11 protein-coding genes are annotated in these 13,080 nt (G+C 68.0%); 8 read left to right on the top strand and 3 right to left on the bottom strand.

Annotation, left to right across the window (positions count from 1 at the left end; all coding sequences use genetic code 11):
• Window positions 1–36: 36 nt before the first annotated feature.
• From ABZU75_RS14680 to ABZU75_RS14665, 4 genes are all read left to right on the top strand, one after another.
• Window positions 37–1,800 carry an ABC transporter substrate-binding protein gene (locus ABZU75_RS14680; RefSeq protein WP_355553948.1) on the top strand — a complete coding sequence of 588 codons (1,764 nt, stop codon included), beginning with the start codon at window positions 37–39 and terminating at the stop codon, window positions 1,798–1,800.
• Window positions 1,801–1,877: 77 nt separating this feature from the next.
• A complete protein-coding gene (locus ABZU75_RS14675) occupies window positions 1,878–2,891 on the top strand; it encodes an ABC transporter permease (protein ID WP_355553945.1) in 1,014 nt (337 codons plus the stop codon).
• Window positions 2,888–3,925, top strand: coding sequence for an ABC transporter ATP-binding protein (locus ABZU75_RS14670; RefSeq protein WP_355553942.1), 1,038 nt, complete (start codon window positions 2,888–2,890; stop codon window positions 3,923–3,925). Before ABZU75_RS14675 ends, ABZU75_RS14670 begins: the two co-directional genes overlap by 4 nt.
• A 35-nt stretch (window positions 3,926–3,960) precedes the next feature.
• On the top strand, window positions 3,961–4,977 hold the full coding sequence (locus ABZU75_RS14665) for a dipeptide ABC transporter ATP-binding protein (protein WP_355553939.1): 1,017 nt from the start codon (window positions 3,961–3,963) through the stop codon (window positions 4,975–4,977).
• A 78-nt stretch (window positions 4,978–5,055) separates the two neighbouring features.
• Here ABZU75_RS14665 and ABZU75_RS14660 read toward each other — a convergent pair whose 3' ends face one another.
• From ABZU75_RS14660 to ABZU75_RS14650, 3 genes are all read right to left on the bottom strand, one after another.
• Window positions 5,056–5,736 (bottom strand): response regulator transcription factor, encoded by a 681-nt coding sequence (locus ABZU75_RS14660; protein ID WP_350919440.1) that lies wholly within the window; start codon window positions 5,734–5,736, stop codon window positions 5,056–5,058.
• Entirely contained in the window at window positions 5,736–6,938 is a 1,203-nt protein-coding gene (locus ABZU75_RS14655) for a sensor histidine kinase (RefSeq protein WP_355553935.1), read from the bottom strand. Before ABZU75_RS14655 ends, ABZU75_RS14660 begins: the two co-directional genes overlap by 1 nt.
• Before the next feature lie 338 nt (window positions 6,939–7,276).
• Window positions 7,277–8,155, bottom strand: coding sequence for a RecB family exonuclease (locus tag ABZU75_RS14650; RefSeq protein ID WP_350919201.1), 879 nt, complete (start codon window positions 8,153–8,155; stop codon window positions 7,277–7,279).
• Window positions 8,156–8,334: 179 nt separating this feature from the next.
• On the opposite strand from ABZU75_RS14650, the gene ABZU75_RS14645 reads away from it, so the two are divergent.
• From ABZU75_RS14645 to ABZU75_RS14630, 4 genes are all read left to right on the top strand, one after another.
• Complete coding sequence (locus tag ABZU75_RS14645; RefSeq protein ID WP_355554086.1) at window positions 8,335–9,423, top strand: site-2 protease family protein; 1,089 nt, start codon at window positions 8,335–8,337, stop codon at window positions 9,421–9,423.
• 158 nt (window positions 9,424–9,581) lie between these two features.
• Window positions 9,582–11,117 (top strand): hypothetical protein, encoded by a 1,536-nt coding sequence (locus ABZU75_RS14640; protein WP_355553930.1) that lies wholly within the window; start codon window positions 9,582–9,584, stop codon window positions 11,115–11,117.
• 13 nt (window positions 11,118–11,130) lie between these two features.
• A complete protein-coding gene (locus ABZU75_RS14635) occupies window positions 11,131–11,568 on the top strand; it encodes a hypothetical protein (RefSeq protein WP_350919207.1) in 438 nt (145 codons plus the stop codon).
• Window positions 11,565–13,028: an FHA domain-containing protein gene (locus ABZU75_RS14630; RefSeq protein ID WP_355553925.1), complete on the top strand. Its 1,464-nt coding sequence runs from the start codon at window positions 11,565–11,567 to the stop codon at window positions 13,026–13,028. Before ABZU75_RS14635 ends, ABZU75_RS14630 begins: the two co-directional genes overlap by 4 nt.
• Window positions 13,029–13,080 lie beyond the last annotated feature (52 nt).

The following is a 13,080-nucleotide window of genomic DNA, read 5'->3' as shown; positions in this document are numbered from 1 at the left end:
TCCCGTTCTCCTGGAATTAACAAGGGGTGCAAGTAAATGAACAAGAGATCCGCACTGGCCTTCGCGGCCGCGGGTGCCGCTCTCTCACTGGGGCTCTCCGCCTGTGGCGGCGGCGGCAGCGAGACGAAGCCGGCCGATGGTTCGTCGGCCGCGCCGGCGGCCGCGGACGCGTTCAACGCCGGACTCGAGGCGGTGTTCAACCCTTCTGACAAGAAGGGGGGCGTCCTGAAGCTGGCCATCTCCGAGGACTGGGACTCGGTGGACCCCGGTGACACCTACTACGCGCTCTCCTGGAACTTTGTCCGGATCTACGGTCGTTCGCTGGTGACCTACACCCCGGCTCCCGGTGCCGAGGGCCGAAAGCTCTCCCCCGACCTGGCCGAGAACCTGGGCGAGTCGAGTGACGGCGGCAAGACCTGGACCTACAAGCTCCGCGCCGGTCTGAAGTTCGAGGACGGCACGCCGATCACGTCCAAGGACGTGAAGTACGCGGTCCTGCGCTCCATGGACAAGGAGACGCTGGTCAACGGCCCGACGTACTTCAACGACTGGCTGGACCTGCCGAAGGACTTCAAGAGCGTCTACAAGACCCCGGACGTCAACACCGACTCCGCGATCGAGACGCCGGACGACCAGACGATCATCTTCCACCTGAAGAAGGCCTACGGCGGCTTCGACAACTTCGCGGCCCTGCCCGGCACGATCCCGGTTCCCAAGGACAAGGACACCGGCGTCAAGTACCGCGAGCACGTGGTGGCCTCCGGCCCCTACAAGTTCGACAAGGTCGAGGCCGGCAAGCAGTACACCCTGGTCCGCAACGAGCACTGGGACCCGGCGACCGACCCGATCCGCAAGGCGCTGCCGGACAGCTACGAGGTCTCCCTGGGTGTCAACGCCGACGACCTGGACAACCGGATCCTCTCCGGCGACCTGCACATCGACCTCGCCGGCTCGGGCGTCCAGCCCGCCGCGCTCGGTCGCGTGCTGAGCGACCCGGCGCTGAAGGCCCGGGCGGACAACCCCACCGGCGCCCGCACCTGGTACACCTCGATCATCTCCGACGTGGCCCCGCTGGACAACGTGGAGTGCCGCAAGGCGATCATCTACGGCGCCGACCGGGTGGGTCTGCAGAACGCCTACGGCGGCGAGTTCGCCGGCGGTGAGATCGCGACCGGTCTGTTGCCGCCGTCGATCGGCGGCTGGAAGAAGCTGGACCTCTACCCGTCCGGCACCGGCGACGTGGAGAAGGCCAAGGCCGCGCTCGCCGCCTGTGGCAAGCCTGACGGCTTCGAGACCGTCATGGCCTACCGCGCCGACCGTCCCAAGGAGAAGGCGACCGCCGAGTCGCTCCAGCAGGCGCTGGCCAAGGTCGGCATCAAGCTGGAGCTCAAGGGTTACCCCACCGGTGACTACTTCGCGCTCTACGCCGGCAAGCCGGACTTCGTGCAGAAGAACGGCATCGGCCTGGCCACCAACGGCTGGGGCGCCGACTGGAACGACGGCTTCGGCTTCATGTCGCAGATCGTCGACAGCCGCACCATCCGCGCGTCGGGTGGTAACTACAACATGAGCATCAAGGACAAGGAAATCGACGCGAAGATCGACCAGATCTTCACGGAGACCGATGTCGCCAAGCGTGACGTGCTCTGGGGCGAGATCGACCAGAGGGTCATGGAGCAGGCCTACGTGCTGCCCTCGGTCTGGTCCAAGAGCGTCCTCGTCCGTCCCCAGGGCGCGACGAACGTCTTCGTCACCGGTGCGTTCGACATGTACGACTACCTGAACCTGGGCGTCCAGTAACCGTCGGAAATCCTGTTCAGTTAGTCGAGGCTTGAAGGGGCCGGCCCACAAGGCCGGCCCCTGGAGCCGGGGGGACTGTGGTCACTTACATCATCCGGCGCCTGATCGGCGCGGTGCTCATGCTCGTCATCGTGAGCATGGTCACGTTCTCGATCTTCTTCGTGGTTCCCCGTATCGCGGGTGCCACGGCTGAGGACTTCGCCAGCCGTTACATGGGCAGATCCGCCGACGCGGAGATGATCGCGGTCACGGCGGAAAAACTCGGATTCAACGATCCGATTCCCGTGCAGTACGGCCGCTGGATCTCAGGTGTCTTCGTCGGCTCGGAGTTCGACACCGGCGCCGCCATCGAGGAGTGCCCCGCTCCCTGTTTCGGCTACTCCTTCATCAAGAGGCAGCCGGTCTGGCCCGACCTGGTGGATCGCATCCCGGTGACCTTCTCGCTCGCCCTGGGCGCGTCGGTCATCTGGTTGCTCAGTGGCGTCGCGATAGGCGTGCTGTCCGCGCTGCGAAAAGGCACGATCTTCGACCGGGCGGCGATGAGCATCGCGCTCGCCGGGGTCTCCCTGCCGATCTTCTTCACCGGCATCGTCTCCCTCGTCGTCTTCAGCTACGGGTTAGGCATCACCGCGCCGGGCGGCAGCTTCACGCCGTTCCTGGAGAATCCGGCGGAATGGGCCTACAACCTCCTCCTGCCATGGATCACCCTCGCATTCCTCAATGCCGCGTCCTATGCGCGTCTGACCAGGGCGGGAATGCTGGAGACCATGAGCGAGGACTACATTCGCACGGCCAGGGCCAAGGGCATGCAGGAGTCCAGGGTGGTCGTCAGGCACGGCCTGCGCGCCGCGCTGACCCCCATCCTGACGATCTTCGGTCTGGACCTCGGCCTGCTGCTCGGTGGCGCGGTGCTCACCGAGAGCACGTTCTCGCTGAAGGGCATCGGTGACTACGCCGTCCAGGCCATCGTGACGAACGACCTTCCGAAGATCATGGGTGTCACCATGGTCGCGGCGCTCTTCGTCGTGCTGGCCAGTCTGATCGTCGACCTGCTGTACGCGGTGGTCGACCCGAGGGTGAGGCTGGGATGAGCGCTCCGTCGAGCTTTCTCGAACTGAGGGACCTGCGGATTCACTTTCCGACGGACGACGGCCTGGTCAGGTCCGTCGACGGGCTCTCCTTCCAGCTGGAGCGCGGTAAGACGCTCGGCATCGTGGGCGAGTCCGGATCCGGCAAGAGCGTCACCTCGCTGGGCATCCTCGGCCTGCACAAGGGCGGCCGGGCGAAGATCTCCGGTGAGATCTGGCTGGACGGCGAGGAACTCGTCACCGCCTCCGCCGACCACGTCCGGACGTTGCGCGGCAAGAAGATGGCGATGATCTTCCAGGATCCGCTCTCGGCGATGCACCCCTTCTACACGGTGGGTGCGCAGATCGTGGAGGCGTACCGGATCCACCACCAGGTCAGCAAGAAGGTCGCGCGCAAGCACGCCATCGACATGCTGGGCCGGGTGGGCATCCCGCAGCCGGAAAAGCGCGTCGACAGCTATCCGCACGAGTTCTCCGGCGGCATGCGCCAGCGCGCGATGATCGCCATGGCGCTCTCCTGCGATCCGGAACTGCTGATCGCGGACGAGCCGACCACGGCTCTGGACGTGACGGTCCAGGCACAGATCCTGGACCTGATGCGTGACCTGCAGCGTGACTTCAACGCCGCGCTGATCGTCATCACCCACGACCTGGGTGTCGTCGCGGAGCTGTCGGACGACATCCTGGTGATGTACGGCGGGAAGGGCATCGAGTACGGCACGGCGGAGGACATCTTCGAGCGGCCCGAACATCCCTACACGTGGGGCCTGCTGGGATCGATGCCACGTCTGGACCGGGAGCGGACCGAGCGGCTGCTGCCGATCAAGGGCAGTCCCCCCTCGCTGATCAACTTGCCCACCGGGTGTGCCTTCCACCCGCGCTGTGCCTATGCCGGCCGCACCGGAGGGAAGTCGAGCACCGAGGTGCCCGAGCTGCTCGAGAGTGACGGCGGCCATCTGGTCCGGTGCCACCTGCCCTACGAGGTCAGGCGGGACATCTGGGAGAACGAGATCAAAGTGAACCTGGAGTCCTCGTGAGCGAGCGAGACGCGCGTTCGACGAACGGAAAGTCTGTGACCGAGCCAATTCTGTCAGTGCAAGGGCTGGAGAAGCACTTCCCAGTCACCAAGGGCCTGCTCAAACGCCAGGTCGGTGCGGTCAAAGCGGTTGACGGGATCAGCTTCGACGTCCTCAAGGGGGAGACCCTCGGCCTGGTGGGCGAGTCCGGCTGTGGCAAGACCACGACGGGTCGCATGATCACCAGGCTCATCGAGCCGACCGGCGGGAAGGTCGTCTTCGAGGGCCACGACATCACTCACATGTCGCAGCCCAAGATCAGGCCACTCCGGCGCGACATGCAGATCATCTTCCAGGATCCCTACTCCTCGCTCAACCCCCGCCACACGGTCGGCGCCATCGTCGGTGCGCCGTTCCGTATCCAGGGGATCAAGACCGAACAGGGGATCAAGAAGGAAGTCCAGGACATCCTCGCCCTGGTCGGTCTCAACCCCGAGCACTACAACCGTTACCCGCACGAGTTCTCCGGTGGCCAGCGCCAGCGCATCGGCATCGCCCGCACGCTCGCGCTCAAGCCCAAGCTCATCGTCGCCGACGAGCCGGTGTCCGCGCTGGACGTGTCGATCCAGGCCCAGGTCGTCAATCTTCTGGAAGACCTGCAGAACGAGCTCGACCTGACCTACGTGGTCATCGCGCACGACCTGTCGGTGGTCCGGCACATCAGCGACCGGGTCGCGGTCATGTATCTCGGCAAGATCGTCGAGCTGGCGGACCGTAAGAACCTGTACGAGTCGCCCATGCACCCCTACACCACCGCGCTGATGTCCGCGGTCCCCATCCCGGACGTCAAGCGGCGTGAGGGGCGCGAGCGCATCCGCCTCCAGGGCGACGTGCCCAGCCCGCTCAACCCCCCGCCGGCCTGTCGCTTCCACACCCGGTGCTGGAAGGCCCAGGAGATCTGCAAGACCGTGGAACCGCCGCTGGCAGAGCTGGCGGCGGGCCACCAGGTGGCCTGTCACTTCCCGGAGAACGCCTCCAAGGAGCAGCCGCCCCTGCAGGCCGTCTCGGACTGACCGATCCCGGCCCAGGCCCGCGCACTCGCCGTGGTGACGGTCGGTGCGCGGGCGCACCCGTTCGCGCCGGGTGCCGGGTCAGGGAGGCGAGCCGGGGGTGATCAGACCGGTCTCGTAGGCGAGGACGACGGCCTGGACGCGGTCGCGCAGGCTCAGCTTGGTGAGCACGTTGCCGACATGGGTCTTGACCGTCGTCTCGCTCACCACCAGCTCGGCGGCGATCTCCGCGTTGGACATGCCCTTGGCGATCAGCTTGAGCACCTCCAGCTCACGCTCGGTCAGCCGCTCCAGGCGAGTGGGGGTGGACTGCCGGTGGGTCGGCAGGTGTGCGCCGAACTTGTCCAGCAGCCGCCTGGTGATGCTCGGCGCGACGATGGCGTCGCCGGCCGCCACCACCCGGATGGCCTGTACCAGTTCCTCCGGCGGGACGTCCTTCAGCAGGAAGCCGCTGGCTCCGGCGCGCAGCGCCTCCACGATGTACTCGTCCAGGTCGAAGGTGGTCAGCACCAGCACCCGGGGCACGTGCGCACCTCCGGCGGCCTCCCGTACGATCCGGCGGGTCGCCTCGATGCCGTCCACGCCCGGCATCCGGATGTCCATCAGCACCACGTCGGGCAGCAGTGCCCGCGACTGGTCCTGCGCGGCCTTGCCGTCCCCCGCCTCACCGACCACGGTGAGGTCGGGTTCGGCCTCGAGGATCAGGCGGAAACCGGTGCGCAGGAGTGGCTGGTCGTCCACCAGCAGCACTCTGATCGTCATTATGTGTCCTTGAGGGGGAACCGGGCATCAACCTCGAATCCGCCCTCGGGACGTGGGCCGATCCTCAGAAGTCCACCATAGAGGGCAACGCGTTCGCGGATGCCCACCAGTCCGTGACCGGTCGCCCCCTCGCTCGTTTCGCCCGTTTTCTGGCCGAGGCCGTCGTCGGTGACCCGCACGGCCAGCTCGCCTGACTCGTGCCGCACCGTCACCCAGGCTCGTGCCTGCGGCCCCGCGTGCCGCAGGCTGTTGGTCAGGGCCTCCTGCACCAGCCTGTACGCGGCCAGGTCGACCCCGGGCGGCAGCGCCCCCGTGATCCCGCGCTCGTCCTCGATCCACAGCTGTGTCCGCAGCCCCGCCTCGCGCATCTGGTCGACCAGGGCGGGAATCTCACGCATCCCCGGCTGCGGATTGCGCTCGGCGGGCGCCGCGTCGGTTCTGAGCACGCCCACGAGGCTGCGCATCTCCGACATCGCGGTCCGGCCAAGCTCCTCGATCGCCGACAGGGCCTCCCGGGCCCCCTCGGGGTTTCCGGCCAGCACCCGGCGTGCCGCGGCGGCCTGGACGGTCATCACGCTCACGTGATGGGCCACCACGTCGTGCAGCTCACGGGCGATGCGGGAGCGCTCCTCGGCCCTGGCCGCCCGGGTGTCGGCCTCCCGGATGTGCTCCATGCGCCGTGCCCGGTCGTGCAGCTCCGCCTGGTAGGCCCGGCGCAGCCGCACGTTCCGGCCGGCGATCCACAGGGAGACGGCGAAGACGACCATCAGCAGGTGGGTGCTCCACTCACCAAGCCCGCCGCCGGCCGCCGCAGACAGGAAGTGGCCGGCCAGGGCCAGTGCGGGAGCGCACAGGCTGACCGCCAGGCCGCGCCGGACGGCGATCGTGTAGACCAGCACCAGGGCGGCGAGCCAGAGCAGGGAGGGGTTCCGTCCCGCCGCGGCCAGCGTGATCTCGATCAGGCAGACCAGACAGAGCAGCAGGAAAGGCCAGTGGCGGCGCAGCGCCACCGACAGGCAACCGGTCACGATCAGGCCGAGGCTCATCGCGTCCGGCTCCCCGAGACGGGCCGGATCGCCGAAAACCTGGGCGACGCGGGCGAAGGGAACCGAAGCGGCCGCCAGCGTCCCCCCGAGGAGCAGATCAGGGATCAGCGGATGCCCGCGGAACCAGGCCCGCAGGCTACCGATGGTGTTGCGCACACAACCAACTTAGGTGCCCTTCCTGCCCAGCCACCCTGCCACAGGCGGATATCCCCCTCATCCACACGTAGGACTGTGCCAATTGCGACACCTGTTGTTGGCGACGCTGCGCGTCGCGGTTCGGCCGCTGGGATCCGGCTCCTTCCCTCGTCGCTCATCCGCTTCGCTCCTTCGCTCCTCAGTCCAGTCCCCGGCGCGGCCTCACGGAAGTTCCTAAAGGTCAGATCACGGGCACATCCCAGGGATGCTTCCTGGGGCGGGTCAACGGCGCCTCTTGTGACGTTGGGCGGGTTCAAGCGTCCTTACCGCGACGCGCAGTGTCGCGATCGACACAGCCGCTACAGCTCGTCGGTGGCGGCCCTTGAGGTCTTGGCAGGACGGCGGTTGCTGCGGACGGTGTCGCCTGGCTGGCGCTCGGGCACCGGTGGGGGAGTGCCGCCGAACTCCGGGCACAGGTCCTTGTAGCTGCACCAGCCGCACAGTCTGCTGGGCCTGGCCCGCCACTCACCCGTCTCCAGCGCCCGCTCGATGGCCTGCCACAGGGCCTGGACCTTCCTCTCGGTGGCCAGCAGGTCGGCCTCGTCGGGTGCGTAGCGCAGGACCTCGCCGCCACCTCCCAGATACATCAGCTGGAGCAGGCGGGGCACCGAGCCGCGCAGCCGCCACAGCACCAGCGCGTAGAATTTCATCTGGAACAGCGCCTTGGCCTCGAAGGCGGGCCCCGGGGCGCTGCCGGTCTTGTAGTCGACGACGCGGACCTCGCCGCTGGGCGCCACGTCCAGCCTGTCGATGTAGCCCCGCAGCATCAGGCCGCTGCCGAGCACCGCCTCCACGTAGAGTTCCCGCTCGGCGGGCTCCAGGCAGGTGGGGTCCTCAAGGGTGAAGTAACTTTCCAGCATGACGCGGGCCTGGGCCAGCCACTCGGCGCGGTCGTCGTCACCGGTGAACATGCCGGCATACGAAGGATCCTCCTGCTGCAGCCTGTGCCACTGCGGCTCCAGCAGGTCCTGGGCCGCGGCGACCGTGCGATCGGGGGCGGGCAGGTCGTACAGCCGTTCCAGCACGGAGTGGACCATCGTGCCGCGCACGGCGGCCGGCGACGGAGGCTCGGGGAGCCTGTCGATCACCCGGAAACGGTAGAGCAGCGGGCACGTCATGAAGTCACCCGCCCGCGACGGCGACAGGGCTCCGATGATCGTGGGCTCGGTCAGCGACATGACCGCACTGTAGGTCACGGTGACGACAGTTTGCGCCCGAGGTGCCCTCGTGGCGTCTGCCGGAGGTCCGGCGGCGCGTACCATCGAGGCTTGAGGGTGGATTGAACACGGGTTGAACGAGGAGTGGTGAGCCAGCGGTGAGCAGCGACAGCCCACGCCGGGACAGTTCAGGGCTGCGGATGGGCCGGCCGTTCGGCATTCCGGTCTACGTCTCGCCGACCTGGCTCATCGTGGCGGCGTTCATCACCTACTCGTTCCAGGGCGTGGTGGCCTACTGGCTGCCCGAACTGAGCATCCCGATCACGTACGTCGTCGCGTTCGTCTTCGCGGTGCTGCTGTACGTCTCGGTGCTCCTGCACGAGCTGGCGCACTGCGTGGTCGCCAGGATGTACGGCCTGCCGGTCCGGCGCATCACGCTCTACCTGCTCGGCGGCGTCTCGGAGATCGAACGCGAGCCGGAGACGCCCGGCAGGGAGTTCATGGTGGCCTTCGCGGGCCCCCTGCTCTCGCTCGGCCTGGCCGGGCTCGGTTTCGCCGCCTCCCGGATCATCGACCCCGGAACGATCCCTGGCGTCCTGGTCTTCCAGCTCTGGTTCGCCAACCTGATCGTCGGTGTCTTCAACATGCTGCCGGGGTTGCCGCTCGACGGGGGGCGCATGCTCCGCGCGGGCGTCTGGAAGATCACCCGCAAGCCCGGTACGGGCACGATCGCCGCGGCCTGGGCGGGCCGGGGGCTGGCCGTAGCCCTGGTCGCGATCCCCATCGGGCTGGCGCTGGCGACCAGGTCGGCGCCGGACATGACGTTCGCCTGGTCGGTGCTGCTGGCCGCCTTCATCTGGTTCGGTGCCACCCAGGCGCTGCGCGGTGCCCAGGTGCGCGCCCGCATCCCCAAGGTCAACGCCCGCGCCCTGGCCAGGAGGGCCATCGCGGTCACCGGTGACGTGCCGCTGGCCGAGGCCCTGCGCCGGGCGGCGGAGGCGCAGGCGGGGGCGATGGTGGTCGTCGACCATGAGGGCCACCCCACGGGCATCGTCAACGAGGTCGCGGTGGAGGCCACTCCGGAGAGCCGCCGCCCCTGGGTGACGACGGGTTCGCTCTCGCGCAGCCTCGAACCGTCGCTGGTGCTGGCCGCCGACCTGGAGGGGGAGCCGTTGATCGACGCCATGCGTGAATCCCCGGCGGGTGAGTATCTCCTGGTGGAGCGTGGTGGCGAGATCTTCGGTGTGCTCGCGACGTCTGACGTGAATCGAGTGTTCAGCGGAGTTTAAGCGAACCACATGTCACTTGCAGGCGTCTCACTGAATACTCGCCGAAGACAGGACGACCAGGGAAAATCATCCCTGTTTGTCCTACTCGTTTTCGGCTCGTACCAGGACTAGGGTTTTGGCTAGTGAACTGGCTGGCCATGTAGCTTAAGGGACGTCAATTGGCACCCCCCCACACGCCGGCTCCGGCCGGCGATCTGACGCCGGATCTCCTCGGCGCGCCCGAATGGACCGACCAGATGGTCGCCGCCGCGGGCATACCCATGTACGACATCCCCTTCCTCACGGTTGGTGGCGGCATGGGCTCCTTCGTGACGCTCGACTATCTGAGGATCTACGGCGTCCCCACCTCGCAGATGCGGGTGGTCTCCAATATCGATCACCCATGGCAGACCTACGAGTTCCTCACCAGGTGCTCGCAGATCCCCCGTGGGGAGCGGATCCGCTCCGACTCCTCCTCTCGCCCGGACAACCTGTGGGGGTTCCCCTCCTACGCCCTGGAAGAGGCGTGGAAGGAGAAGAAGCCGTCGTACCTGTGGCAGATCCTCACCGAGCCGATCATGAACGACTACTGGACCCCGCGCGCGGGCACGGTCTTCGAGAACCTGGAGCGCGAGGCCAAACGCATCAACTACTGGGACATGCTGGTCAAGGGACAGGTGCGGATGGTCCGCCGCCGGGCCGGCGGCGGCTACTTCACGGTGGTCACCCCGCCGGACGGCGCGGCGGCGACCAAGCGCATCATCTTCCGCTCGCGCTTCGTGCACATCGCGATCGGCTACCCGGGCCTGAAGTTCCTGCCCGACCTGCAGGAGTTCCGGACCAAGCACGGTGACTACCAGCACGTCGTCAACGCCTACGAGCCGCATGAGCAGGTCTACGAGTTCCTGAAGACCAGGCCGGGCACCGTGGTCATTCGCGGCGGTGGCATCGTCGCCTCCCGGGTGCTCCAGCGGCTGTTCGACGATCGGGCGCGGTACGGCCTGCAGACCCAGATCATCCACATCTTCCGCACGTTCGTCAGCGGCTCCCACGGCGCGCACATCTGGTCACGCCGCAAGGGCGGGGACGGCTGGGCCTACCAGGGCTTCAACTACCCCAAGTCGGTGTGGGGCGGTCAGCTCAAGGCGCAGATGCGCAAGCTCGAGGGCACCGACCGGGCGAAGAAGTACAAGGAGATGGGCGGCACCAACACCCCCTACCGGCGGCACTGGCAGGAGCAGATGCGCGCGGGGCGCAGTGGCGGTTACTACCACCCTGTGCAGGGCACCGTCGACCGCGTGGAGCACAGCCAGGACGGGCGACTGGTCAGCTACGTGCGCAGCAGCGACGGCATCGTCCGCGAGCCGGTCTCCGACTACATCATCGACTGCACCGGCCTGGAGGCCGACATCGCCGAGCACCGGATCTTCGCGGACCTGCTCCAGCACGGTGGGGCGTTCCGCAATCCGGTGGGCAGGCTCGAGGTGGAGCGCCACTTCGAGGTGAAGGGGACGGCCAATGGTGACGGTGCCCTCTACGCCTCGGGATCGGCCACGCTCGGAGGTTACTTCCCGGGTGTCGACACCTTCCTCGGCCTGCAGATCGCGGCTCAGGAGATAGCCGACGATCTGGCAAGACGAGGGTTCGTCAAAAAGATGGGACCGCTGCGCTCGACCTCGCAGTGGTTCAAATGGGCCTTCAACTCGTCGGTGTAAGGAGTAGTCCCCCGTGGTTCCGACTCTGTGGGGCCGTATTCAGACGCGCCTCTTCATGCTCGCCACCGTTGGCGCGATCATCACCCTGCTGATCGTGCCGGTGCTTCCCGGCTCCTCCGGGCCGCTCTCCGAGCGCTACGTCAACGGGTTCCTGGTCCTCGCGGCGGTAGCCGTGCTGGGGATCGTCTGGGAGCTGATATATCACTTCCTGATGCAGTTCAGATGGGAGAAGGACTGGCCGACCCTGTTCGGCCTGCTGACGCTCGTGCCCGAAGGCCTTGTGCTGTACTTTTTGCTACGGTCCGGTGCAGTCGATGTTATCGATCCGGTTCCGCCGGCCGCCTTCTGGACGCACTTCACGGTCGTCTGGGTATGCATCTGGCTGGTGACGAACGGCCCCATGCGGGTGCCGTTCATCCGGTGGCGTTTCCGGGGAGGGAGAGTTCTGTGACCGACCAGGGCTTCGGGGTGGTGCGTCCGCTTCCGGGCAACGGGCTGGTGGCCTATGTGGGCGGCCTGCTGCTGGTGTGCGACGCGGCCGAGGCCGTCGTTGAGGATCTGCTGGGGGCGCTGCGGGAGACCGCGGCCTCGGGCGGCGACGGCCGGGCGCTGGCCCGCCGGGTCGCCCAGATCCTCGCCGTCGTGATCGGTGAGCCGGTGGCGTGTGCCGTCGCCGGTCCGGTCAGCGGGGGAGTGGCCGTCCTGGTCAGCGGCCCGGCGTTCGCGGCGGTGACCGGCGCGGCCGGTGAGATCCAGCTCGCCGGGCGTGACGCGCTCACCTGGTCCGACCGCTTGGTTCCCGGCCCGGTGACCCGGGTGGAGCTGAGCCTGCCCGACGCCGGGGCCGCGCACCCGCTGTCCCGGCTGGACGCCGGAGTGATCGTCGCGGGCGGTGTCTGGTGCGACCTGACGGAGGTGGGGGCCGCCCCGCAGGCCATGCCGCGGATGGAGCCCGCCGCGTCACAGGTCCACCAGGCGCCCCGGATGGAGCCCGTGGCCCCCGAGCCCACCCCGATGCCCGCACCACCCGAGCGGCCGGCCTCCCCCGAGTGGTCGGCCCTTCCGGAGGGCGCCCCGCCGGCGCCCTACCCCCTGGGCCCGGCCGAGCCCTATCCGATGGGCCCGGCGGATCCCTATCCGCCGGTCACCGCCCCGCCGCCGATGGAGCCACAGCCGCAGGCGTGGCACTCCGAGCCGATCCCCGCGGCCTCCCCGCAGGGGCCGATGCCCTCCACCGGACCCGCCCCCGCGATGGTCCACCATGAAGAGGTCCGTCACGAGGACATCGACACGGCCAGGGCCAGCGGGATGGGCGGGGATCCCATCGACGTCCGCGACCAGCCGTTCGAGTACGAGTTGCTGACGCCCGGCGGTTCACAGTCCGGGGCCGAGTCTCCGGCGCCCGCGCCGAACTCCGGGGCCGAACCCGAGGCGCGGCCGCTGGTCTATGGGGTCGACTGCAAGAACGACCACTTCAATGACCCTCGCGTGCCCTACTGCGCGGTCTGCGGTATCGCACTGGTCCAGCGCACCCTCGTTCCCTACAAGGGTCCGCGTCCGCCGCTGGGGGTCCTGCTCCTGGACGACGGCCTCACGCTGCGGCTCGACACCGACTATCTGGTGGGCCGCGACCCCGAGCGGGCACCCGAGGTGGCCGACGGCTCTGTGCGCCCGGCCAAGGTCACCAGCCCCGACGGCTCGGTCTCCCGCCGGCATCTGCGGGTGGCGCTGGACGGCTGGGACGTCAACCTGGTCGATCTGGGATCTGTCAACGGCACCCAGATCCAGCCGCCCGGTGACCCCAACTTCTACGACATCCCGCCGAACGAGCCGGTTACGATCATGCCCGGCACCACCGTGCGGATCGGTGTCTCGCGCACCATGCGCTACGAGTCACACCGCAACCGCTGAGAACGCCTTTCGCCTTCCTGGCGTTTTCCGGGCGGTACGGCCATGGCCGTAC

Origin of the sequence: Streptosporangium sp. NPDC005286, assembly GCF_040607515.1 — a bacterium.
In the GTDB taxonomy this organism is placed as follows: Bacteria; Actinomycetota; Actinomycetes; order Streptosporangiales; family Streptosporangiaceae; genus Streptosporangium.
Note: the sequence above shows the minus strand (reverse complement) of the source record. Positions and strands in the feature narration are given on the sequence as shown.